At 58.4% G+C, this 24,320-nt stretch carries 20 protein-coding genes and 1 tRNA gene; 11 read left to right on the forward strand and 10 right to left on the reverse strand.

Annotated elements, in window-relative coordinates:
• Nucleotides 1–8 precede the first annotated feature (8 nt).
• Nucleotides 9–1,442, forward strand: a complete 1,434-nt coding sequence (locus tag AC2FNN_RS04715; protein WP_496756945.1) for a divergent polysaccharide deacetylase family protein — start codon at nucleotides 9–11, stop codon at nucleotides 1,440–1,442.
• A 58-nt stretch (nucleotides 1,443–1,500) separates the two neighbouring features.
• Here the strand turns inward: AC2FNN_RS04715 and trpE are convergent, their stop codons facing one another.
• The 5 genes from trpE to fabI form a co-directional block, all read right to left on the reverse strand.
• Nucleotides 1,501–3,012 (reverse strand): anthranilate synthase component I, encoded by a 1,512-nt coding sequence (gene trpE, locus AC2FNN_RS04720; protein ID WP_496756947.1) that lies wholly within the window; start codon nucleotides 3,010–3,012, stop codon nucleotides 1,501–1,503.
• An 11-nt stretch (nucleotides 3,013–3,023) separates the two neighbouring features.
• Entirely contained in the window at nucleotides 3,024–4,865 is a 1,842-nt protein-coding gene (locus AC2FNN_RS04725) for a peptidylprolyl isomerase (RefSeq protein WP_496756948.1), read from the reverse strand.
• A gap of 80 nt (nucleotides 4,866–4,945) precedes the next feature.
• Complete coding sequence (locus AC2FNN_RS04730) at nucleotides 4,946–6,121, reverse strand: aminotransferase (protein WP_496756949.1); 1,176 nt, start codon at nucleotides 6,119–6,121, stop codon at nucleotides 4,946–4,948.
• Nucleotides 6,122–6,142: 21 nt separating this feature from the next.
• A complete protein-coding gene (gene gpt / locus AC2FNN_RS04735) occupies nucleotides 6,143–6,652 on the reverse strand; it encodes a xanthine phosphoribosyltransferase (protein WP_152458089.1) in 510 nt (169 codons plus the stop codon).
• A gap of 6 nt (nucleotides 6,653–6,658) precedes the next feature.
• Entirely contained in the window at nucleotides 6,659–7,465 is an 807-nt protein-coding gene (fabI, locus tag AC2FNN_RS04740; protein WP_496756951.1) for an enoyl-ACP reductase FabI, read from the reverse strand.
• A gap of 135 nt (nucleotides 7,466–7,600) precedes the next feature.
• Here fabI and pdxH point away from each other — a divergent pair, with 135 nt between their 5' ends.
• The 4 genes from pdxH to AC2FNN_RS04760 all read left to right on the forward strand — a co-directional run bounded on the left by pdxH (nucleotide 7,601) and on the right by AC2FNN_RS04760 (nucleotide 9,448).
• Nucleotides 7,601–8,206 carry a pyridoxamine 5'-phosphate oxidase gene (gene pdxH, locus AC2FNN_RS04745; RefSeq protein ID WP_496756952.1) on the forward strand — a complete coding sequence of 202 codons (606 nt, stop codon included), beginning with the start codon at nucleotides 7,601–7,603 and terminating at the stop codon, nucleotides 8,204–8,206.
• Nucleotides 8,207–8,348: 142 nt separating this feature from the next.
• A complete protein-coding gene (locus tag AC2FNN_RS04750) occupies nucleotides 8,349–8,855 on the forward strand; it encodes a cold-shock protein (RefSeq protein ID WP_496757011.1) in 507 nt (168 codons plus the stop codon).
• A gap of 5 nt (nucleotides 8,856–8,860) precedes the next feature.
• Nucleotides 8,861–9,328 carry a DUF192 domain-containing protein gene (locus tag AC2FNN_RS04755; RefSeq protein ID WP_496756953.1) on the forward strand — a complete coding sequence of 156 codons (468 nt, stop codon included), beginning with the start codon at nucleotides 8,861–8,863 and terminating at the stop codon, nucleotides 9,326–9,328.
• A gap of 43 nt (nucleotides 9,329–9,371) precedes the next feature.
• Nucleotides 9,372–9,448: transfer RNA gene (locus AC2FNN_RS04760), tRNA-Pro, on the forward strand.
• A gap of 11 nt (nucleotides 9,449–9,459) precedes the next feature.
• Here the strand turns inward: AC2FNN_RS04760 and AC2FNN_RS04765 are convergent.
• On the reverse strand, nucleotides 9,460–9,894 hold the full coding sequence (locus AC2FNN_RS04765; protein ID WP_496756955.1) for a hypothetical protein: 435 nt from the start codon (nucleotides 9,892–9,894) through the stop codon (nucleotides 9,460–9,462).
• A gap of 542 nt (nucleotides 9,895–10,436) precedes the next feature.
• Here AC2FNN_RS04765 and AC2FNN_RS04770 point away from each other — a divergent pair.
• Nucleotides 10,437–14,057, forward strand: coding sequence for a vitamin B12-dependent ribonucleotide reductase (locus AC2FNN_RS04770; protein WP_496756956.1), 3,621 nt, complete (start codon nucleotides 10,437–10,439; stop codon nucleotides 14,055–14,057).
• Between the two features lie 541 nt (nucleotides 14,058–14,598).
• Complete coding sequence (locus tag AC2FNN_RS04775; protein ID WP_496756957.1) at nucleotides 14,599–14,844, forward strand: EF-hand domain-containing protein; 246 nt, start codon at nucleotides 14,599–14,601, stop codon at nucleotides 14,842–14,844.
• 46 nt (nucleotides 14,845–14,890) lie between these two features.
• Here AC2FNN_RS04775 and AC2FNN_RS04780 read toward each other — a convergent pair whose 3' ends face one another.
• Entirely contained in the window at nucleotides 14,891–16,435 is a 1,545-nt protein-coding gene (locus AC2FNN_RS04780; RefSeq protein WP_496756958.1) for a trimethylamine methyltransferase family protein, read from the reverse strand.
• 401 nt (nucleotides 16,436–16,836) lie between these two features.
• Here AC2FNN_RS04780 and AC2FNN_RS04785 point away from each other — a divergent pair, with 401 nt between their 5' ends.
• Nucleotides 16,837–17,367: an outer membrane protein gene (locus AC2FNN_RS04785; RefSeq protein ID WP_496756960.1), complete on the forward strand. Its 531-nt coding sequence runs from the start codon at nucleotides 16,837–16,839 to the stop codon at nucleotides 17,365–17,367.
• 8 nt (nucleotides 17,368–17,375) lie between these two features.
• On the opposite strand, the gene AC2FNN_RS04790 is transcribed toward AC2FNN_RS04785, so the two are convergent.
• On the reverse strand, nucleotides 17,376–18,563 hold the full coding sequence (locus AC2FNN_RS04790; protein WP_496756961.1) for a pyridoxal phosphate-dependent aminotransferase: 1,188 nt from the start codon (nucleotides 18,561–18,563) through the stop codon (nucleotides 17,376–17,378).
• A gap of 56 nt (nucleotides 18,564–18,619) precedes the next feature.
• The gene (locus AC2FNN_RS04795) at nucleotides 18,620–18,964 is read right to left on the reverse strand and encodes an MmcQ/YjbR family DNA-binding protein (protein ID WP_496756963.1); all 345 of its coding nucleotides are present in this window, start codon (nucleotides 18,962–18,964) and stop codon (nucleotides 18,620–18,622) included.
• 218 nt (nucleotides 18,965–19,182) lie between these two features.
• On the opposite strand from AC2FNN_RS04795, the gene cysS reads away from it, so the two are divergent.
• From cysS to AC2FNN_RS04810, 3 genes are read left to right on the forward strand one after another with little or no spacing between them, the layout of a single operon-like run.
• Nucleotides 19,183–20,625 (forward strand): cysteine--tRNA ligase, encoded by a 1,443-nt coding sequence (cysS, locus tag AC2FNN_RS04800; protein WP_496756964.1) that lies wholly within the window; start codon nucleotides 19,183–19,185, stop codon nucleotides 20,623–20,625.
• Nucleotides 20,626–20,663: 38 nt separating this feature from the next.
• Nucleotides 20,664–22,298, forward strand: a complete 1,635-nt coding sequence (cimA, locus tag AC2FNN_RS04805) for a citramalate synthase (protein WP_496756965.1) — start codon at nucleotides 20,664–20,666, stop codon at nucleotides 22,296–22,298.
• 2 nt (nucleotides 22,299–22,300) lie between these two features.
• Nucleotides 22,301–23,077, forward strand: a complete 777-nt coding sequence (locus tag AC2FNN_RS04810; protein ID WP_496757012.1) for a squalene/phytoene synthase family protein — start codon at nucleotides 22,301–22,303, stop codon at nucleotides 23,075–23,077.
• On the opposite strand, the gene AC2FNN_RS04815 is transcribed toward AC2FNN_RS04810, so the two are convergent.
• A complete protein-coding gene (locus AC2FNN_RS04815) occupies nucleotides 23,078–24,304 on the reverse strand; it encodes an MFS transporter (protein ID WP_496756967.1) in 1,227 nt (408 codons plus the stop codon).
• Nucleotides 24,305–24,320 lie beyond the last annotated feature (16 nt).

The following is a 24,320-nucleotide window of genomic DNA, read 5'->3' on the forward strand; positions in this document are numbered from 1 at the left end:
GCAGGAAAATGGGCGGATTTTTCGGAGGAATGGTCGCGGGCGCGATCGTTGTTTTGATCTTGGGCGCGGTTGTGTCGCTCAAGACGCCGATGGTGAATACCCCGGTTGTTGCAACCGAAGCACCGGCGCCGACGATTTCTGAAACTCCCGAGGCTCCGACTGAGGTGGCAGACGCCGGTTCTGACGCCGATCTGGTGGAACTTGCCCCGCGTGCGCCAGAAGCCGCCGATGACACCAGCGAGGATCTGGCCGATCTGTCGGGGCTGGAAACGTCAATCGATTCACAGCCGGTTGTCGGCGCGGCAACGGACGCACCGAACCAACCGGAAGCGGCAGGTGCAAATGAAGTGTCATTCGTGATCGAAGCACCCGCCGCCCTGCCAGAGCCAAGTCAGGTTCCCGCGATTCAGCCAAACGATGCGCTGCCTGCCGTAATTGATGAAACACCGGCCCCGCCAGCAGAGCCCGAGAACACCGAGGTGGCTGCGCTTGCGCCCGAGCCTGACCCCCTGCCACAGGCAGCGCCAGAACCAAAGCCAGAGTCGACAGAGGTCGAAGAACAGAACCCCTTTGAAAACAGCCCGATTGCCGTGGAAGGCGATGAAGACACCATGCCACGCGACCTGCCGCGCATCGCTGCGCTGCCCCAGATCGGGGGTGAGCAGAAAGCAAGTGCCAGCTCGATCATCGGGAAACGCGTCGTTCCGCTAACGGAACGTGATGACGAGCCCGTCGTGGAACAGGCCTCGGCTGAACCGCCGAAATCGGCCAAGCCGATCGAGCGTTTTGCGGCAAAGTTCGAAAACCCCGAAGCCAAGCCGCTGATGTCCATCATTCTGATTGATGACGAGGGTTCATTCGGGTCCGAGGCGTTGCAGGACTTTCCGTATCCGATCAGCTTTGCCGTGAACCCTTCGGATCCTGACGCGGCAGAAAAGATGGCCCGTCATCGCAATGCCGGGTTCGAGGTGCTGGCCCTGGCGGATCTGCCCGAGGCCGCTAGCGCACAGGACGCCGAGGTGTCGCTGTCGGTGTGGCTGGATACCCTGCCGGAAACGGTTGGTATTCTGGAAGGCGTGAACAGCGGGATTCAGGGCAATCGCAAACTGGCTGATCAGGTCGCCGCGATTGCTGCGGGAACCGGCCGGGGGCTGATTACGCAGGACAACGGGCTCAACACTGTGCAGAAGCTGGCGGTGCGAAACGGAATTCCGTCCAGTATCGTCTTTCGCGATATCGACGGCGCACGGCAGGATCCCAAAATCATGCGCAGGTTCCTGGATCAGGCCGCGTTCCGTGCGGGTCAGGAAGGGACAGTGGTCATGCTGGGGCGCGTGCGTCCCGAGACGATTTCAGCCCTGTTGCTGTGGGGGCTGGAAGATCGGGGCAACCGCGTGGCAATGGCTCCTATCTCGGCCGTCATGATGAAACAGGTGCAGTAACCTGCCAAAAAGCAACGAAAAGAGGCGGTGATCATCTGATCGGCCGCCTCTGTTATTTTCAGCCGTTTCCGTTCCCGGTGAACCGGGCAGCATCTGCCGCCGCGCGCCGTATGGCGTTGGATTTATGAACGGTCTCCATAAACTCGGCTTCGGGGTCGCTGTCGTAAACAACACCACCACCGGCTTGGATATAGAGTTTCTGATCTTTCACGATGGCGGTGCGCAGGGCAATACACATGTCCATGTCTCCGCCCGCGCTGAAATAGCCGACGCCGCCGCCGTAAACGCCGCGTTTTTCCGGCTCCAGCTCGTCGATGATCTCCATCGCGCGTACTTTTGGCGCGCCTGAAACCGTTCCTGCGGGCATACCCGCAAAGAAGGCGTCCAACGCGTCTTTGTCTTCAGCCAGTTCGCCCACCACGTTTGATACGATGTGCATCACGTGGCTGTAGCGTTCGATGATGAACTCTTCGGTCGGACGCACGGTTCCGATCTTTGACACGCGACCGGTATCGTTGCGACCCAGATCCAGCAGCATCAGATGTTCGGCCAGTTCTTTCTTGTCGGCCAGCAGATCCAGCTCGTTCGCCTTGTCTTCTTCGGGCGTCGCGCCACGCGGGCGCGTGCCTGCGATGGGGCGAATGGTGACTTCGTTGCCAAATACACGCACCAGGATTTCGGGGCTTGCGCCCACCACCTGAAAACCGCCGAAGTTGAAATAGAACATGAAAGGTGACGGATTCGTGCGCCGCAAGGACCGGTAGAGAGCAAAAGGCGGCAGCGGGAAATCCTGCGTCCAGCGCTGTGCCGGGACAACCTGAAAGATGTCACCCGCGCGGATGTATTCCTTGGCCTTTTCAACCGCCTCCATATAGCCGGACTTGGTAAAGTTCGACACCGGCGGGGCAACCTCGCGCGCGTCGCCCAGATCGCGGGTTTCAGCGGGCATGGCGCGTTCCAGATCGCGGACCGCATCCATCACACGCTCAGCCGCCTGCGCATAGGCCGCCTTGGCCGATTGACCGTCGCTGGCCCAGGCGGGTGAAACCACCGTCACCTCACCCTTGACCCCATCCAGCACCGCGATGACAGACGGGCGCAGCATGATTGCATCGGGCAGACCCAGTGGGTCGGGGTTCACGTCCGGCAGGTATTCGACCAGCCGGACCATGTCATAGCCCAGATATCCAAATAGCCCGGCGGCAGCCTGAGGCAGGTCTTCTGGCAGCTCAATACGGCTTTCGGCCAGCAAGGCACGCAGGTTATCCATCGGATTTCCGTCCTGCGCGACAAAGGCGTCGGCATCGAACCGAGCCGAGCGATTCAGTTCCGAGGTTTCCCCGTGACAGCGCCAGACCAGATCAGGTTTCATGCCAATGATCGAATAGCGGCCACGAACCTCACCGCCTGTCACCGATTCCAGCATGAACGCATCTTTCTGCGCGCCCGTCAGCTTGAGCATCAGTGAAACAGGTGTGTCCAGATCGGCGGCCAGACGCGTATATACAACCTGGTTTTCGCCCGCATCATAGGCGCGCGCGAAGGTTTCGAATTCGGGTGTCAGGGCCATATCGGTCTCGTTTAAAAGCTCGCCTGCACGGCGTTCAGCGCCTGTTGATCCACCACGGGGCGCGCCCGGGTCTGGGCGTCACGTACGTAGACGTTGAAAATATTCTGTGCCAAAGCCTGATCCATCTGCGAGCTCAGGGCATCACGCAATTGACGCAGTTCGTCCGTATCCGCCGGCGGCAGGGTTTCATCCAGACGCACTATCCAAGCCGCACCATTGCCCCCAACAACGCGCAGTTCGCCGGGTTCCATCGCGAATACTTCGTTCATGAAATTGGCCGGAACGTCATCCAGAAACGCGGTGCGGGTCAGGGCGTTTTCGACGCGGAAGGGCAGGCCGGTCACTGCGAAATCACCGTCAGTGGCCAGTTGGTTCAGAATGGCTTCTGCCTTTTCGCGCAGCGCTGTGTTGATCTCAGCCTGTTGCCAGGCCGCGGCGACACGGACGCGCGCGCTATCCAGCGGTTCCGGGCGACGCGGCAGAACTTCGTCAAGGCGCAGGGCAAAAATTGACCCGTCTTCGAGGAAGGCGATTTCAGGGAAATCCCCTTCTTGCACGGCTTCTGCGGCCGCTCGGAACCCGTCATATGCAGCAACGCCTTCGTCGCTGTCACGGGTCCAGTCGATCTGACCCAATTCCATTTCGGTTTCTTCTGCCAGCTCTTCCAGAGTGGCACCGCCGGCCAGCATGTCGTTGATATCTTCAGATTGCGCCTCGATCAGGCGGCGGGCGCGTTCAGTCGCCAACTCTTCCCGAAGTGCCGGCTCGGCCTCTTCAAATGGAACATTGCTCGCGGCCAGTGATCCGTTGACGCGGAACAGGGCCGGACCGAACACCGATGGCAACGGGCCCACGACAGTGTCAAGCTCGGCCGCAAACACAGAGTCCGCAGCTTGGCCCAGGTCCTCACGCGTCACGTCGCCCAGATCGATGTCGTTCAGTTCCAGATCGCGATCCCGAACCAACTGTTCGAAAGTTGTGCCGCCAACTTCAAGCTGCGCCAAAGCGTCCTTGGCGGCCTGTTCGCTTGGGAAGTTCAGACGTTCGACCAAACGGCGTTCGGGCTGGTTGTATTCGTCGGTTCGTTCTTCATAGAGTTTGCGCAGCGCGTCTTCATCGATGTCGACCGTGTCCACCAACATTGCTGGCGACAGAATCGCATAAGTCAGCTGCTTGGTGCGGGGCAGCATAAACTGGTCCCCATTGTCATCATAGAATTTTTGAATCTGTGTGTCCGTTGGTTCGGCCACAGGAGTATCCAGCGCTTCCGTTCCAACAGTTGCAACCGCAAAGCTGCGCCGCGCGCCGATATAATCGATCATCGTGTCCGTCAGCGTTGCCGGCATTTTCACGCCGCCCATGATTGCGCCCTGCACGATGGTTCGGGCGGATTCCTTGCGCAGATCGGATTCGAATTCGGAATCGGTCATGCCGACCTGTTCCAGCTGAAAGCGATAGGATTCACGGTCAAAAGTTCCGTTGACACCCTGAAACGCCGGGATCGAGACGATCTCTTGCTGAAGGTTCTCATCGCCGATGGAAATCCCAAGCTGACCGACCTCGTTATCCAGCGCCGCCAAGGCGGTCAGGCGGGCTAGGGCGTTTCGGTCCAGACCCAGGTCGCGGGCTTGCGACATCTGCAAAGGCTGCCCGGATTGTGCCTCCACCGCTCGGATCTCGCGCTGCAGTTCGCGCACGTAGTCATCGACCGAGATGCTTTCTTCGCCGACTGTCGCAACTGTGCGGATCGTCCCGCTGAGGTTGACCGCGCCAAATCCCGCAAGGCCCAGCATCAGCAGACCCATCAGAATCCAGACAAAGGTTTTCGAAAGACTTTTAGCGCCTGCGGCCATGATGCCCTCTTGTTTTTTCGGCAGAGTTCTGCCCTGTCGGTTGCGGCCCTGAATACGACGCACACCGCCGAGGGGCAAGCTTAGAAGGACAGGTCCTGCAACCGGTCGAACAATTGGCCCAGCCCGGCCCGATCCAGATTGGCAAAAGCAATGCGCACCTGCCGTTTTCCGGCCGGGTCATGATCGGGCATGAACATGGTGCCGGGCAACAGCAGCACGCCAGCTTCGCTGACCAGACGGCGCGCGAGTTCGTCTGACGGCATGTCGAACGGATGTTCGAGATAGGCAAAATAGGCGCCAAGTCCCAAAAGCCGCCACCCCCGGGTTTCAAGCGCTGGCATCCCTTCTGCAATGGCCGCGCGGCGGTCAAGAATTTCGACACGCTCGCCGGCCAGCCATTGCGACAGGTTTTGCATACCCCACAACGCTGCGAACTGGCCGATCTGGCCCGGGCAAATGGCGACCGTATCCAGAAATTTCTCGACCTCGGCCAACAGCGCCGGGCTTGTTGCGATGGCACCCACCCTGTGGCCCGTCAGGCGATAAGCCTTGGAAAAAGAGTACAGATGGACAAGCGTTTCGTCCCAGCCGGGTTGCTGAAACAGATCATGCGGGGCGCCGCTGCGGCTGTCGAAATCGCGATAGGTTTCATCAACGATCAGGCGAACCCCGGTTTCACGGGCCAGGTTGTAAAAGGCCCTGACAAGTTCGGCGGGGTATTCGACGCCGCCCGGATTGTTGGGCGTGACCAGCGCAATGGCGCGTGTCTTGTCGGTAATCAATCCGCGCGCACGCTCTGGATCGGGCAAAAGATCATCGCCGGTCGGCAGGTCAACGGCCTGTACTCCGGCCATGTCCAGCCACATTTTGTGGTTGAAATACCATGGGGTTGGCAGAATGACCTCATCCGCTTCGCCGGTGATCGCCGATATCACGGCCGAAAACGCCTGATTGCAGCCCGAGGTGATGGCGATCCGAGGTGCATCTACCTGCGCCGCATAGTGAGAACTGATCTGCGCCGCCAATTCGGAGCGCAGATCGTCATTGCCCAAAACCGGGCCATAAAGATGTGCGCTGTCTTCGCGAACGGCGAACTCGGCCATAGCCTGCCGCAAGGCCAGCGGCGGCGGATCGACCGGGGCCGCCTGGCTTACGTTGATCAACGGGCGGTCGGATGGGAAGGCAACGCCCTCGACCCATCGGCGCGCCTCCATCACCGGAGGGGCGAATGTTGCGGCGGTACGGCTGAGCGTCATGTGCGGTCTACTGTTCAGAAATCAATCGGTGCCGCGATACGGCTCGACATATTGAAGGGCCATATCCCATGGGAAGAAGATCCATGTGTCCTGGCTGACCTCGGTGATGAAGGTATCCACCATCGGGCGGCCCTTGGGTTTGGCGTAAACCGTCGCGAAATGAGCGTTTGGGTACATGTCCCGAACCAGTTCCAACGTCTTTCCGCTGTCGACCAGGTCGTCGATGATCAGAATACCGGTTCCGTCACCCATCAGGTCGGCGTCCGGAGATTTCAACACCTCTGCTTCACCCTGTTCCTGATGGTGGTATGAACGCACGCTGATCGTATCGACCGTACGGATGTCCAGTTCGCGGCTGACGATCATCGCAGGCGCCATGCCGCCGCGCGTGATCGCGACAACACCCCGCCAGTTGCCATCATCGGGCCCTTGCCCGTCAAGACGCCAGGCCAGTGCACGCGAATCGCGATGAATCTGGTCCCAGCTGATGTGAAAGCCTTTTTCGTGGGGCAGGCGGTCTTTGGCGCTCATGTGTTCTTAACCTTTTTCCATATCGGGGGCGTCAACGGCCTTCATGCCGACGATGTGATAACCGGAATCCACATGCAGGTTTTCACCGGTTACGCCGCTGGACAGATCCGACAGAAGATACAGCGCCGAGTTTCCGACATCGTCAATGGTCACGTTCCGGCGCAGGGGCGAGTTATATTCGTTCCACTTCATGATATAGCGGAAATCACCGATGCCGCTGGCGGCCAGCGTCTTGATCGGCCCGGCCGAGATCGAGTTCACGCGGATGCCATCCTTGCCCAGATCTTCAGCCAGGTATTTGACCGACGCCTCCAGCGCGGCCTTGGCAACGCCCATGACATTATAGTGCGGCATGACCTGCTCGGCGCCATAATAGGTCAGGGTCACAGCGCTGCCGCCCTCGGACATCATCTTTTCGGCACGCTGCATCACAGCTGTGAAAGAATATACCGACACATCCATCGTCAGTTTGAAATTCGCGCGGCTGGTGTCGACATAGCGACCGCGCAGCTCGTTCTTGTCGGAAAAGCCGATGGCGTGGACGATGAAATCCAGCTTGCCCCATTTCTCTTCCAGCGCTGCAAAGAGCGCGTCGATGGATGTTTCGTCACTGACGTCGCAGGGCAGAACGATTTCGCTGCCCAATTGCGCCGCCAGCGGGTCGACGCGCTTTTTCAAAGCCTCGCCCTGATAGGAAAAGGCCAGCTCGGCCCCGGCATTCGACAAGGCGCGGGCGATTCCCCATGCGATTGATTTGTCATTGGCCAGTCCCATGATGAGGCCGCGTTTGCCGGCCATCAACTGATTTGACATGTTCGGTTCTCCGCCTGTCTTCGCGTTATGTTGAGTTGGTTTATGCCATTGGTTGCGCTGCATCAAGGCCGTGCGCTCTTGCCCGCAGCGGGTTCTCGCCTTAGGTTCGTCGTTAATACTTTCCAGGGGATGGAAATGACCGAGCGTGATGGCATCTTTGCTGGCTCCGATCCGTTTGAAATAGCGGCCCGGTGGCTCGCCGAGGCTGAAGAAACTGAAATGAACGACCCGAATGCGATTGCGCTTGCAACCGTTGACCCGGATGGCATGCCGAATGCACGCATGGTGTTGCTCAAGGAAATCGAAGCGGGTTCGTTTGTTTTCTATACGAACTACGAAAGCGCCAAGGCCAAGGAACTGGACACCGCCGGAAAAGCTGCATTTGTGATGCATTGGAAATCTTTGCGGCGTCAGCTTCGCGTTCGTGGTACAATAAGTCGTGAAAATGGGCCCCAGGCAGATGAATATTATGCATCAAGGTCATTGAAAAGCCGGCTGGGCGCGTGGGCCTCGAAGCAGTCGCAACCGCTTTCAAGCCGAGCAGCCTTGATGGCAGAGGTCGCGAAGGTGACGGCGAAACTTGGGCCAAATCCGCCGCGTCCGCCGTATTGGGGCGGGTACAGATTGACGCCCACCGAGATTGAGTTCTGGGCCGATGGAGCGTTCCGCTTGCATGATCGGTTCAGATGGCAACGAATTGAGCCGGGATCGGCATGGCATGTTGAAAGGTTGAATCCATGACGTTCACGTGTCGTGAAATGCAACAGGCAGAAAACAAACAATCTTTTCAGCTTGAATTTGCCTGCCATTCCCCTAAACAACAAACCCTTAACGAACTGCTGAAATTCGCGATGGGAAAACCGTGCCAGAAGACCTGAACAACATGTACCGCGTCCGTGGACACGTAAAATGGTTCGACCCTGCCAAGGGGTATGGCTTTGTTGTGTCCGAAGAGGGCGGCCCGGATATTCTGTTGCATGTGAATGTTCTGCGCAACTACGGCCAGAGCTCGGTCGCGGACGGTGCCAGTATTGAAATCATGACTCACCGCACGGACCGAGGGGTTCAGGCGGTCGAGGTCGTTGCGATTGATCCGCCGGCGCGGACCGACTCGATGATGCTTGCCGATTTTGCCGAGCTGGATCCGGAGGTCATCGCAAAAGCGCCGCTGGAGGCCGCACGGGTGAAATGGTTCGACAAGGGCAAAGGTTTCGGATTTGCCAATGTGTTTGGGCGTAACGAAGACGTATTCCTTCATATCGAGGTGCTGCGCCGCTCGGGGCTTGCCGATCTGCAACCAGGTGAAGCGCTGGCCATGAGGGTGATCGACGGCAAGCGGGGTCGGATGGCCGCGCAGGTTCTGGCCTGGGAAGCGGCTTTGGATAGCTGAACCGGATGAAACAGCTTCGGATACTCTTGACCATATTCGTAACGTTGTGGGCAGGAGTTGCCGCTGCCGCATGCAGATCGGACCGTGTCACACTCAGAAATGACAGTGCGACGGTGCAATTTAACGTGGAAGTCGCCGTTACACCGCAAGAACGATCCCGCGGTTTGATGTTTCGCGAATCGTTGCCGGCTCGATCCGGTATGTTGTTCGTCTTTGACCCGCCGCAGCCCGTTGCGTTCTGGATGAAGAACACCCTGATCCCGCTCGATATGGTTTTTCTGGATCGCACCGGTTTGGTGACGCGTGTGCATGAAGGCGCAATTCCGGGTGATCTTACGCCGATTGAAGGGGGCGATTCCGTATTTGCGGTGCTGGAAATCAATGCAGGATTGTCCGCGCGCTACTCCATCGGGCCCGGGACACAGATGAAGCACGAAATTTTTTCGCAAGGACCTGCAATTTGGCCCTGTTAGGGCTTTTCAAATCAGATCGGCGTCGTTAGGAAGGCGCACGGTCCGGGGCGTGGCGCAGTCTGGTAGCGCACCTGTTTTGGGTACAGGGGGTCGTAGGTTCGAATCCTGCCGCCCCGACCACTTCCATCAAGCTAATTCGGCGAGCCACCCATTGTCTGGTAGAGCTCGCTGATGGCTTGGTTCAGAACCTTGCTTTCAACCGGAACTTCGACTGCCGCACCGGATTTTTGCGGGACGTGGAAGAAAACACGCGCGTCCACGCGATACCCTGCGTTTGTCTTCGTTGACGTAAGGCGCATGACGCTTTGCGGCAGATCCTGCGGATGACCGTCATAGGTCAGAATCAGATAAGCTGTCGCCTTGGGGGGCAGGAACTCACTGCATTCAAAGATCTGGTTCCCGGTTTTCCTGAAAGACTCGCCAGGGCCCGAGCAACTGGTTTCAAACGTGTCGAACAGTCGTTGAGGGAAGGAGTCAAACTGTGCGCTCCGTGACGGGATGGGCACATCCTGTGGTGCGCACGCAACGATGCAGGCTGTGGCCGGGATAAAATGAAACAACTTCATTCGCTTGAGCTCCCTCGCTCTTGGGTAGACCGTTCAGCACATGGCGCGGGACAGTTTGCCCGGACAGCTTTGATTCCACTTCAGGGTAACCAGCATGTCATTGGTTGATCAAATGCGGATAACTATGCTGGTAAAAACGGGAATTCATTTTGAGAGTTCAAAACACCGGCGGAAATACGCCGTGGATGAAGTTGTGGAGGAATCGCGACCTGCACGCAGAAGGCTTCACGCAACCGTCAGGTCAACAAAAAAGATTTGGAAAATGACCGAAAAAGGGCGTTGACCTTCTATGGGAACATACGCCAAATTGTATGGGCCAACGAGATTGCCACAATATCTGGTGTATAGTCCGGAAAAGGCAGCGGGCGAGGGTCGGAAAAGCACAATCGTTTTACGTGCGGTCGCATTTGCGGCTTTGCGCTGTCTCAGACAGCGAACAGTACCTTTTTGCGCGCTTCTCAGGGCGTTGCGGGCGACACCCTGCAACACAAGACTTGGTGTCGGGAATCGGAAATTGAGCTGTATTAACCAGGGCTGCGGACATGAAGATTGAAAGAAAATTCACCAAACCGGATCAGGACGCCTATGCGGAACTGAATTTTGTGTCTGCAACATCTGAAATCAGAAATCCGGACGGCACAATCGTTTTTCGTCTGGATAACATCGAAGTCCCTACCAGCTGGTCGCAGGTTGCAAGTGATGTGATTGCGCAGAAATACTTCCGAAAGGCGGGGGTGCCCACCAAGCTCAAGAAGGTGAAAGAAAAAGACGTTCCTGAATTCCTGTGGCGATCGGTTCCCGCGGACGGCGCAGAGTTCGAAGGCGAAACATCGTCGAAACAAGTGTTTGACCGTCTGGCCGGTGCCTGGGCTTATTGGGGCTGGAAGGGCGGCTATTTCTCGACCGAAGAAGACGCGCGGGCCTATTTTGACGAGATGCGCTATATGTTGGCAACCCAGCGCGCGGCGCCGAATTCGCCGCAATGGTTCAACACGGGCCTGCACTGGGCTTACGGGATCGATGGCCCGGCACAGGGGCACCACTATGTCGATTATAAGACCGGCAAGCTGACCAAGTCGAAATCGGCCTATGAGCATCCTCAGCCGCACGCGTGCTTCATCCAGTCAGTCGATGATGATCTGGTGAACGAAGGCGGCATCATGGATCTGTGGGTGCGCGAGGCGCGCCTGTTCAAATACGGGAGCGGAACGGGCACCAACTTCAGCCATCTGCGCGCCGAAGGCGAGGCGCTGTCGGGTGGCGGCAAATCCTCGGGCCTTATGGGCTTTCTCAAGATCGGCGACCGCGCCGCTGGCGCGATCAAATCAGGCGGAACAACCCGTCGGGCAGCAAAGATGGTGATCGTCGATGCCGATCACCCGGATATCGAGCAATTCATCGAATGGAAGGTGATCGAAGAGCAGAAAGTAGCCTCGATCGTTGCCGGGTCGAAGATGCACGAAAAGATGCTGAACGGCATTTTCGAGGCCATCCGGTCTTGGGATGGATCTGCCGATGACGCCTATGACCCGAACGCAAACGACGCCCTGAAAAAGGCGGTGCGTGAAGCCAAAAAGGTTGCGATCCCCGAGACTTATATCAAACGCGTGCTGGATTACGCCAAGCAGGGCCACGACAGCATCGAATTCCCGACCTACGACACCGACTGGGACTCCGAAGCTTACAGCTCCGTCTCAGGTCAGAACTCAAACAACTCGATCCGCGTCACCAACGCCTTCCTGACCGCCGTTGAAAAGGACGCCGATTGGGAACTGATCAACCGCACTGATGGCAAGGTCGCCCGCACCGTCAAGGCGCGCGATTTGTGGGAAAAGGTCGGCCATGCTGCATGGGCCTGTGCCGATCCGGGCATCCAGTTCCATGACACGGTCAACGAGTGGCACACATGCCCCGAAGATGGCGCGATCCGTGGGTCGAACCCATGCTCGGAATACATGTTCCTTGATGACACGGCCTGTAACCTGGCTTCGATGAACCTGTTGACCTTCCTCAAGGACGGTGAGTTCCAGGCAGCGGACTATATGCACGCCTCTCGCCTGTGGACCCTAACACTGGAAATCTCGGTTACGATGGCTCAGTTCCCATCGAAGGAAATCGCGCAGCTGTCCTATGACTTCCGCACGCTGGGTCTGGGCTATGCGAATATCGGCGGCCTGCTGATGAACATGGGCTACAGCTATGACTCGGATGAGGGCCGGGCGATCTGCGGCGCACTGACCGCGATCATGACCGGCGTGGCCTATGCGACCTCGGCGGAAATCGCCGGTGAGCTGGGACCGTTCAAAGGCTACGAGCGCAACGCAGACCATATGCTGCGTGTCATCCGCAACCACCGCCGCGCGTCGCAGGGTGTGACTGATGGGTACGAAAAACTGGCCGTAAAACCAGTGCCTCTGGACCACGACAACTGCCCGGACAAGCGCCTGGTCGATCTGGCCATGTCTGCCTGGGATGAGGCGCTGAGCCTCGGCAAAAAGAACGGTTACCGCAACGCACAGGCCACCGTGATCGCACCCACCGGCACCATCGGTCTGGTGATGGATTGTGACACCACCGGGATCGAGCCCGACTTTGCGCTGGTGAAGTTCAAGAAGCTTGCCGGTGGCGGGTATTTCAAGATCATCAACCGCTCGGTGCCTTCGGCGCTGGAAAAGCTGGGCTATTCCTCGTCGCAGATCGAAGAAATCGTATCCTATGCCGTTGGTCACGGCACCATCGGCAACGCGCCGGGGATCAACCACACCTCGCTGACCGGTCATGGCTTTGGCCCGAATGAGTTGGCTAAAGTAGACGCCGCGCTGGAAAGCGCTTTTGATATCCGGTTCGTCTTCAACCAGTGGACACTGGGCGAGGATTTCTGCACCGGCGTTCTGGGCATCCCGGCGACCAAGCTGAATGACCCGACCTTCGATTTGCTGCGCCATCTGGGGTTCACCCGCGCGGATATCGGCGCGGCCAACGACCACGTGTGCGGAACCATGACGCTGGAAGGTGCACCGCATCTGAAGGAAGAACACTACGCCATCTTCGACTGCGCCAACCCGTGCGGCAAGAAAGGCAAGCGTTTCCTTGGGGTTGATAGCCACATCACCATGATGGCAGCGGCGCAGAGCTTCATCTCGGGCGCGATCAGCAAAACGATCAACGTGCCGAATGACGCGACCATCGAAGATTGCCAGAAAGCCTATGAACTCAGCTGGTCGCTGGGTGTGAAGGCCAACGCGCTCTATCGCGACGGCTCGAAACTGTCGCAGCCTCTGGCGGCGGCGCTGGTCGAGGATGACGACGAGGCGGCAGAGGTGCTGGAAAGCGGCTCGGCGCAGGAAAAGGCCGTCGTTCTGGCCGAGAAGGTGATCGAGAAGGTTGTGGTCAAGGAAATCATCCGCAGCCATCGTGAAAAACTGCCGCATCGCCGCAAGGGCTATACCCAGAAGGCGATCGTCGGTGGCCACAAAGTTTACTTGCGCACTGGTGAGTTCGAAGACGGCCAGCTAGGCGAGATTTTCATCGACATGCACAAGGAAGGCGCTGGCTTCCGGGCGATGATGAACAACTTTGCCATCGCGGTCTCGGTCGGCCTGCAATACGGCGTGCCGCTGGAAGAGTTCGTGGACGCCTTCACCTTCACCAAGTTCGAACCGGCGGGGATGGTGCAGGGCAACGACTCGATCAAGAACGCAACGTCGATCCTGGATTACATCTTCCGCGAGCTGGCCGTGTCCTATCTGGATCGTACCGATCTGGCCCATGTGAAACCCGAAGGTGCAACCTTCGACGATCTGGGTCGGGGCGAGGACGAGGGTGTCTCGAACGTGTCGGAAATCAGTGAATCAGCCGCGTCCAAGTCATTGGAAGTGCTGAAACAAATCAGCTCCACCGGATATCTGCGCAAGCGCTTGCCGCAAGATCTGGCTGTGTTCAACGCGGGTCAGGTCGAGGTGAACGGCATGGCTGAACCGGCGGCTTCTTTCGAAGCACCGGTAGCTGAAACGGCGGTGGCCACCAGCATGGATGCCCGCACAAAGGCCAAGATGCAGGGGTACGAGGGCGATCCCTGCGGCGAATGCGGAAACTACACGCTGGTGCGCAACGGCACTTGCATGAAATGCAACACCTGCGGCGCGACAAGCGGGTGTAGCTGAGTTTAGCACCCCGGCAACCCGGGGTGCAGGGGTCGGATAGCTGCCACAGGTACCGACCCCGACGAATACGGAGCAAGGCGCTGAGACTTACCGTTGATGCCTTGGTCCACTCGGTCGACATGCCCGTGTTGGCCGGGAACAGGGTGGGGCGGAATATTTGCTCCCTCCCACTCTTTCACGGAACGGGTGCGCTCGTTCCATGCGACGTCCAGGCCGCAGGCAAAAAAACACCGGGCGGTCAACGAAATGAGCCTGGATGGCGAAACTGACAGGGGGCTTCGGCCCCCTTTCTTTTTTGCGCCCGGGTGCCCCGATAAGCGCGGTCTTGCCGGATCGGGCCATGCCTGTCGGGCAAGTTCTGCCGAAACGGGTCTGGCAGGGTTTTGCCCGGCGGTGCGTCGCAACACCGACTCGGGCAAACACGCAAAGATTGGCGCGATTTCCCGGAAATCACGTAAAACGGGTGACGCCTGCGGTTGTTCCGGTGTTTCTGGGGCCTGTCCGGACAAAGACATAATCAACTTATCCAGGAGGCACGAAAATGAAACCGCAGTACTTGATTGGGATTTCCATTGCTGCACTGACCTTGCCGGGGGTGCTCTCGGCGCAGTCCGCAACCGACGCCAATGGCGATGGCGTTCTGACCATCGAAGAAATTCAGGCCGTGTTGCCCGATGTTGACGCCGATACCTTCTCGGCGATGGACGCAAATGGCGACGGGGCGCTGGATGCTGATGAAGTGGCCGTTGCGCAAGAAGCAGGTTTGCTTCCACCCAGCAACGGGTAAACAAGAAAGGGCGGCCCGACACTCATCGGGCCGCTTTCTTCAGATGCTATAACGTCAAGTGAATGTTGAATTTTTCCCGAATCTCAGCATCCAGAAGCGGGTCGAACCGGGCCGCCGACGGGGTGGACAGGATCTCATTCTTTCGGGCCACTGCCTTTTCAACCAGATCCGGTTTGCCAAGCTCCACCCATTCCTTGGGCGAGGAACGGTCACCAAAGGTCGGATAGACATAGTCGGCCTGCATCCGGCTGAGGGTCGCATCCGTGCCCAGATAATGACCGGGGCCGCCCATGCAGACTTCGGCCATCTGATCCAGCGCCAGAGTTTCGTCGGTCACTTCTATCCCGCGCACACAGCGCTGTGCCTGACCGATCAGGTCGTCGCTGAGGATAAGACTTTCAAAGCAGAATCCCAGAAGCGAGGCGTGCATGCCAGCGGCTTCATAGACCATGTTCAACCCAGACAGCCCTGCCATCACGTTCGAACACATCTGTTCCCAGCCGGCCTGCATATCGGGCAGCTTCGAATCTGATGCACCAGCGGCTGCACCCCCCGGCAAGTCGTAGAAACGGTGCATCTGGGCACAGCCTGCTGTCAGCAGGGCTTGTTCCCCGGAACCGATGGACATTGCGCCGGTCCGCAGATCAAGGCCAAAGGGCCAGGTGCCGAAAACTGCGGGCGCGCCGGGACTTACGGCGTTTACATAAACCAATCCCGCAAGACATTCCGCCGTGGCCTGGGCGATTGCTCCGGCGATGGTTGATGGCGCGGTGGCGCCGGCCATGCCGGCCGACAGCAACAGAACCGGCATTCCAGCCTTGATGCATTCCTCCATCACTTCGCAGCTTTCAGTGGCGAATTTCATCGGAGGGACGACAAAGCAATTCGAGTTCGACACGAATGGTCGCTCGCGATATTTGTCTTCGCCGCCCGCGATCATGTAGATCATCTCCATCGCGGGGGCGACGTGGCTGGGTTCCGTGAAGGATGTGCCGACGTGTTTGAATGTTCCTGAACAGCTGGCGTAGATCGTATTCAGGTCCATTTCCAGGTTGTCCGCGATGTCGCGACAGACCATGGGGCGCTGAACAAAGTGAATATTGTCAAGCTGTTGGCAGATGCGTGCGGCATCGTGCAAATCCTGAACGGTTGAATCACGATACTCGCGACCATGCACGTCGACCATGGAAACGGCTGCTCCAGCCGTGCCGTAATGTACTTTTGTACCTGTTAAATCCAGATCGGTTTTTCCGTCACGGCTGTACAAAGTGACATTGCGGTTGGCTTTTGTGATCGTGTCTTCGACAAGCGCACGGGGAAAGCGGATGCGGCCATCATCGCCCAATATGCAGCCTGCACCAACCAGATAGTCGATCCCGCTTTGCGGCGCGTCCGCCAGACCAATGGTTTCCAATGCGGTCAGGGCAGCCTCGTGGATACGTTCGATCTGTGCCTGGGTCAGGACATTCAGGACACCGCCTTCCATACCGGGGCGCACGGGGCGCAGATGATCAGGCAATGCGGTTGCACGGGCGGCGCGACGCGCAGCGCGACCGCCGCTGCGCGATGTGTTGCGGGATTGGTCGTTCATTTCTTTTTCCGATCTATGAGAGATGTTTGGGGAACTGGCAAATGGCCGCTTACGGCCGCCCTCTCGCTGCACGCCCCCGGTCCGCACCAATGGTGCGGCTGATCAGGCTGATTTTCCAGTCGTGGTCAGTCATTCCGCCTCTCAACGTTTGGCGCAAGAATTCCAAAACACGGCGACGCAATCTGTTCTGTTTGCGACCTCAACGGAATTTACTTCAGCAAATATCTGCCCAACAAACCTCTGGCGGAATTCTCAGGCAGATTTTCTCCCGCGAGGACAGAAATCTGTTATACTGCATTCACTTACTCTTGAGCTTTGCGTGCGAGGAATTGAACTCTGACAAAAGCGATCCCAGTTGAATTATAAGTTAACACATGATCTGAAGCCCGAGTGAAATCGCGTTGAAACAGACTATTGAACTTTTTTCTGCCCTGATTGTCGTGGCTCTGACGGCCAGCGCCAGCCCGGTTTTGGCAGAGGATTGGACAGGCGGTTACGTTGGGCTCAGCTTTGGGTACGCGGATGCGGATGGACCGGGTGGATCAAGCGGGGACGACACCGCCTTTGGTGCGCATGTAGGCTATGACCAGGATTTCGGGGCTTTCGTTCTGGGCGGTGAACTTGAATACAACCGTCTTTCCCTAAACCTCAGCCAGTCTCAGGGCAGTCTAGACAGCATGACCCGAGTAAAACTGCGTGGCGGGTACGATTTCGGCAGCGCGCTGGGATATGTCGTCGTTGGCGCGGCACGGGCCGAAACATCCGTCGACAGCGATACCGCCGCTGTTTACGGAATCGGCATCGCTTATCCGATTGGTGAAAATTTTGTCATCAGCGGTGAGGCGCTGCGGCAAGATTTCGATGATGTTACCCGATCCACCGGTGGTCTGGAAACCAACGTCTTCAACCTGCGCACAACGTTCCGTTTCTGACAGCAGGCTTATTCAGCTGCGTGCTTTCTCGCAAGCTGCGACGCGAATTGGCACAACGTTTTCAGCGCAACTGCAAAGCGTTCATCCGCTACTGTCATGGCCACCCGTACGTGCCCGGCAGCGGCCTTGCCGAAACTTTCACCGGGCATGACGGCAATTTTGTGTACGTCCAGCAGCGCGTTGGCAAACGCGTCACCCGACATCCCGGTCGCGCGGATATCCAGCATCAGATACATGGCGCCCTGCGCGGGGACGAGGCCGACGCTGTTTTGCGAGGCCAATATATCCATGGCCAAGGAACGGCGGCGGCGGAACGGAGCGGCGATTTTTTCTTCAAGTTCAACACCCGCGGTCAGCGCAAAGCTCGAAGCGTCCTGTACGAACCCGGGAACGCCGTAGGTGGTGTGGGTCGCCAGATTGATCAGATGGGAGATGACCTCCTCGGGGCCGACGACCCATCCACACCGAGACCCCGTCATGGCGTGCGATTTTGACATGGATCCAACCACAAGCGTTCGCTCTGCCATGTCGGGCAGCGCACGCGGAGAAAGATGTTCACCGTCCCAGACCTGGGTGTCGTACACCTCATCCGAGATCAGCCAGAGATCGCGCCGTTTGCACACGTCAGCGACCGCCTCCAGCGATTGACGGGAATAGACCACGCCGGTCGGATTGTTCGGCGTGTTGATCAACAACGAAACCGCGCCTTCAGCAGCGGCATCGATCCGCTTGGCCTGGGGCTGGAAAGCGTCGTCAGCGGCGGTTTGAACCGCACGTGCCACGGCACCAACACCCCGAATCGTGCCGGGATAGGTGGCGTAGTACGGATCGAGATACAATCCGACATCACCGGGATCGCAAACGGCCATATGTGCCGCGAACAGGGCGGCTTGCCCGCCGGGGGTGATCAGAACGTTGTTCCGAGAGGTCGGAACGCCAGTGCGGGTCTGAACCCGAGCGGCGACCGTGTCGCGCAGCAGGTCCGTGCCGGGCACCATTGCGTATCCTGTATGACCGTTGTGGGCCGACAGCTCCATCGCCCGAAGAATCGAAGGGTCGGTTCGGGTGTCATGTTCACCGATCGTCAATTCGGTTACGGCTTGTCCTTCGCTCAACATCCGACGCGCGCGGTAGAACACGTCCCAGCCATCGCTGCCGCCGCCGGTGATCTGCGTGATGCGTTCAGACAATCTCATGAAATCGCCCCTGGTTGCTTTCCGCTGAATGGGGCAGAGCGCTGGCCGTTTGTCAATCAGCTTCGCGGTGGCAGCGTCGCCTGAAGCTTTTTTGTCAGCGATGCGCGTACAAGGTCATAGGAAACCGTCAGACGGTGGCGCAGCTCCTCAGTCTCGGCATCAAACGGCAGGCGGACCCAGCTGCGGTGAAAATAGGGGGCTTTCACCGCGACACCGGCATCAATCACCATCTGAGCCGTTTCCACATCGGGTGTTTTGACGGAAACACCGTCATTTGCAATTCCGATACAGGCAAACATCTTGCCGCCAACTTTCCACGCGTCATGACCGCCGCCCCATGGGTCTGACAGTTCTGCACCGGGAAATTCCTTGCAGATGGAATTGATGAAGTCTCGGTCCATGACGGGCACTGTGCCGGACCGGGTGAACAAACTCAACGCTTGGCTTAGGGGGGATCCCGTGCTAACCGAGGGGCATGAACCCGGTGACCTGCATCATTATCTGCTGCATTACCTGCTGATTTATCAAGCGGGCCGGTTTCTTTCGTTTTCATCCCTGAGACAAGTTGCTAAGCCCGCGCCAACGCGCAAGACTTTGCTGTTTTCTAGGAGCCCGACCGATGACGACGATCAAGCTGCACAACACGCGGACGCGGACGAAGGAAGATTTCGTACCGATCGACCCTGATAACGTGCGGATGTATGTCTGTGGTCCGACGGTCTATGACCGCGCCCATCTGGGCAATGCCCGCCCGGTGGTCGTGTTCGACGTTCTTTATCGTCTGTTGCGCCATGTCTATGGCGCAGAGCACGTGACCTATGTGCGCAACTTCACCGACGTGGACGACAAGATCAACGCCACGGCACTGGCGCGCAAACAGGCTGGTGCAGAAGGGTCGTTGGAGCAACTGGTTCAGGAACGCTCGGACGAGACGATTGGCTGGTATCTTCACGATATGGGCGCGTTGGGGGCGTTGGAGCCCAACGCGATGCCGCGCGCCACAGAATACATCGCGCAGATGATCGCGATGATCGAAGACCTGATCTCCAAGGGTCATGCCTATGCCGCCGAAGGCCATGTTCTGTTCGCGGTCGACAGCTGGAAAGACAGCTACGGCAAGCTGTCGGGCCGTTCAGTCGATGACATGATCGCGGGTGCGCGGGTCGAGGTCGCGCCATACAAGAAGAATCCGATGGATTTTGTCTTGTGGAAACCTTCGACCGATGAATTGCCGGGCTGGGACAGCCCATGGGGGCGGGGACGTCCGGGCTGGCACATCGAATGCTCGGCCATGAGCTATGAGTTGCTGGGCGAAAGTTTTGACATTCACGGGGGCGGCAACGACCTGATGTTCCCACACCACGAAAACGAGATCGCCCAGAGCAAATGCGCACACCCGCATGGCGAATTCGCGCGGGTCTGGCTGCATAACGAGATGTTGCAGGTTGAAGGAAAGAAAATGTCCAAATCGGTGGGCAATTTCTTTACCGTGCACGATCTGTTGGAGCAGGGCGTGCCGGGTGAGGTGATCCGGTTTGTCTTTCTGCAAACGCACTATCGCAAGCCGATGGACTGGACCAAATCCAAAGCCGAACATGCATATCATGTACTCGACGACTGGCATCGACTCACAGTTGGTCTGGAGCCAACGCCCTTCGAGGACTTTGTACCTGACTCGAGAATAGTTGAAGCTTTGTCGAGTGACCTGAACACACACCTGGCTTTGATGAATCTTGCGGCCATTGCGTCTCGAAACCCTCAAGCGCTTCTGGACAATGCACGCTGGCTTGGCTTCCTTTCCGATCAATCGAGAAAAAAATGGAAGGATGAGTTTCTCCTTAGCCCGTCGGGAGCAGGTGTTTCCAGTGACCCAGTTTTGGCCAGCCTAGCGGCGGAGCTGGACGGGCTTCGCACACACGCGAAAATCACTAAGGACTTCACCGAAGTAGATAAACTGAAGAAAAAATTGATTGGAGCGGGCGTTGAAGTTCGCATGAGTAAAGGCGAAGTGGATTTAGTTCCCGGTCCGGACTTTAACCCCTCAAAACTGGAAGGTGCTTAAGCAGCCGTTTTCCCCGAACAAGCCAAAGAGCCAAAACGATGACCAAAGAACGCCTATACCTCTACGACACGACCCTGCGTGACGGGCAGCAGACGCAGGGCGTGCAGTTTTCGACCGCTGAAAAAGTGCAGATCGCGCAGGCGCTGGACGCATTGGGGGTGGACTATATCGAAGGCGGTTGGCCCGGCGCCAACCCAACCGATAGCGCGTTTTTCGAGGTGGCCCCAAAGACCTCGGCCCGGTTGACGGCGTTCGGCATGACCAAACGCGCAGGGCGCTCGGCCGAGAATGACGATGTGCTTGCGGCCGTAATGAATGCGGGCACGCGGGCCGTCTGTCTGGTGGGCAAATCGCACGACTATCACGTGACCCATGCGCTGGGGATCTCGCTTAAGGACAATGTCGAGAACGTCCGCGCCTCGGTCGCACATATCGTGGCGCAGGGTCGCGAAGCGCTGTTCGATGCCGAGCATTTCTTTGATGGCTACAAGGACAATCCTGATTATGCGGTCGCGGTCTGTCGCGCCGCGCTGGACGCGGACGCGCGGTGGGTGGTGCTGTGCGACACCAATGGTGGTGCTTTGCCGTCCGAGGTCGGACGGATTGTGTCAGAAGTGATCGCGGCGGGGCTGCCCGGTGATCGGTTGGGTATTCACACCCATAACGACACCGAGAACGCAGTGGCTTGTTCTCTGGCAGCAGTCGAAGCAGGCGCGCGGCAGATTCAGGGTACGCTGAACGGTTTGGGCGAGCGTTGTGGCAATGCCAACCTAACGGCTTTAATTCCGACGCTGCTGCTGAAGGAACCCTACGCTTCGCAGTTTGAAACCGGAGTTAGTCTGGATGCGCTGGCCAGGCTGACCCGCATCAGCCGGATGCTGGATGACGTTCTGAACCGGGTTCCCAGCAAACAGGCGGCTTATGTCGGGGCGTCGGCTTTTGCGCATAAGGCCGGGCTGCACGCCAGCGCGATCCTCAAGGATCCATCGACATATGAGCATGTGGAACCCGCAAGCGTCGGGAACTCCCGCATCATTCCGATGTCGAACCAGGCGGGTCAGTCGAACCTGCGCAAACGCCTGACCGAGGCGGGGCTGAGCGTCAAAGCCGGTGATCCCGCATTGGGCCGCATCCTCGAACGGATCAAGGATCGTGAAGCGGTTGGGTATTCCTACGACACCGCGCAGGCCAGTTTCGAACTGTTGGCGCGGGATGAACTGGGGCAACTGCCTGAGTTCTTCGAGGTCAAGCGTTACAAAGTCACCGTTGAACGGCGTAAGAACAAATACAACAAGATGGTCAGCCTGTCCGAGGCTGTCGTTGTGGTCAAAGTGGACGGTGAAAAGAAACTGTCGGTCAGCGAATCCATGGACGACTCGGGCAACGACCGGGGGCCAGTGAACGCGCTGGCCAAGGCGCTGGCGAAGGATTTGGGCCAGTATTCGCAGGTGCTGTCGGATATGCGTCTTGTCGATTTCAAGGTCCGTATCACCCAGGGTGGCACCGAAGCGGTGACACGCGTCATCATCGACAGCGAAGACGGGCAGGGGCGACGCTGGTCGACCGTGGGCGTCAGCGCGAACATAGTTGACGCGTCCTTCGAGGCGCTGCTGGACGCGATCCAGTGGAAACTAGTCCGTGATTGCGATCCGCAAAAGGCAGCGGCCGAGTGAATGTGACCTTCGACGATGATGTCAAAGCCTGCGCCGCGCTGGTTCAGCGAGCGGATCCTGACCGTTTCCGCGCGACGATGGCTGCTCCGGTCGCGGCCCGCGTGGTTTTGTTTCCGATCTATGCGCTGAATGTTGAAGTCGCCCGCGCGCCATGGGTAACGCAAGAGGCCATGATTGCCGAAATGCGGCTGCAATGGTGGCGCGACGCGTTGCAGGAGATTGCAGAAGGCGCCGCTGTGCGGCGGCATGAGGTGGTGACGCCTCTGTCACGGATCCTGTCGCCGCATCTTGCGGGCGTTCTGGATGAATTTGTCGCCGTAAGGCGTTGGGATATATACAGGGATCCTTTTGAGGATCAGGAACATTTTGACGCCTATATCAACCACAGTTCCGGATCCCTTGTCGTCGCCTCGGCGCAGGCGCTGGGTGCGGCGGATGAAAGCGTGTTGCGCGATTTCGGGTACGGTGTCGGTGTGGCAAATTGGTTCCGCGCCATTCCTGAACTGGAAAAGCGGGGTCGCGTACCTTTGCTTGATGGTACGACGGGCGGCGTTCAGAAACTGGCCCAATCCGCTTTGGACCGATTGCGCAAGGCGCGATCAAACCGGGGCGACATAGCGCCTGATGCGCGTCCCGCGCTGTATGCTGGTTGGCTGGCGGAACGGGTTCTGAAGCAGGCCATCGCCCAACCCGAGCGGGTGGCGGCTGGAACGCTTGAACCAGGCGAAATCCGTCAGCGACTGTCCCTGATGTGGACCGTCGGCAGCGGGCGCTGGTGATCAGACCCTTTCGGGATCGGCCGGGCGCAAAACCAACCACAGCAATGCGCCGCCTGCCAGTGTCAGCAAGGGGATCATGGCAAGGTTGACGGCATTCCACCCCTCGATCGCGGATCCGCCCGAGCAGTTCATCAACCCGCCCGAGGCCAGCGATGCCAATGTCACACCGCCAAACACCAACAGGTCATTGAGGCCCTGCATCCGTCCGCGTTCTTGCGGTTCATGCGACGCGGCCAGCATCGTGGTCGCACCGATGAAGCCGAAATTCCAACCAATGCCCAGAAGAACGAGGGCGGCAAAAAAGTTCCCCAATTCAACGCCTTGCAGCGCAACCACCCCTGATGCGGCAAGTATGGCCAGGCCCAGAGCGACGATCTTTTCAACGCCAAACCGGGCGATCAGGTGCCCGGTGAAGAAGCTGGGGACATACATTGCCAGCACGTGACTGGTTACGATATCCGCCGCGTCATTGGCAGAAAATCCACATCCGACAACGGCAAGCGGCGTCGAGGTCATGACCAGATTCATCAACGCATAAGACACCATGGCACAGATGATCGCGACGGCGATGCGGGGTGTCTTCAGCAACTCGATCCGTGACCGACCCTTGGGTTCATCGGCCGCAGGTTTCGCGGGCGTCGGAATGTCGAGAAAGAAGAACAGCGCCGAGCCCAGAACGTTGATACCGATTACGGCCATATATGTTCCCAGAAAAGGGATGACGTAAGCTTCAGACGTAAGTTTCACGATCTGAGGCCCGATGATGGCGGCCGCCAGCCCACCGGCCATCACATATGAAATCGCTTTTGGACGGTAGTCGTCTGACGCGGTGTCTGCTGCTGCAAAGCGATAGAATCCGTGTGCGCTCATGTAGATGCCGGTCAGCAGGCTGCCGACAAGAAAAATGGGGAACGAGCCCAGGAACAGGCCATAAGCCCCTATCAACCCGCCCAGTGCACCGGCGGTTGCCCCGACAAGGAACCCCACGCGACGGCCCCATTTTTGCATGATGGCCGAGATCGGCGTGGCTGCCAGCATCGATCCCAGAACGATCAGGGATATCGGCAGCGTCGCCAGGCAGGGGTTCGACGCCAGCGACTGACCTGCAAGCCCGCCGACGATGAACATCATCGGCATCTGCGCGCCCAGGATGGCTTGGGCAGCCACCAGCACGGCCACATTGCGTTTGGCCTGCCGGTCGTCCGGAAGGGATGAAATCATGGTCATGGGCGAATGGTTATCG

Source organism: Ruegeria sp. BHSA118, from assembly GCF_059613405.1.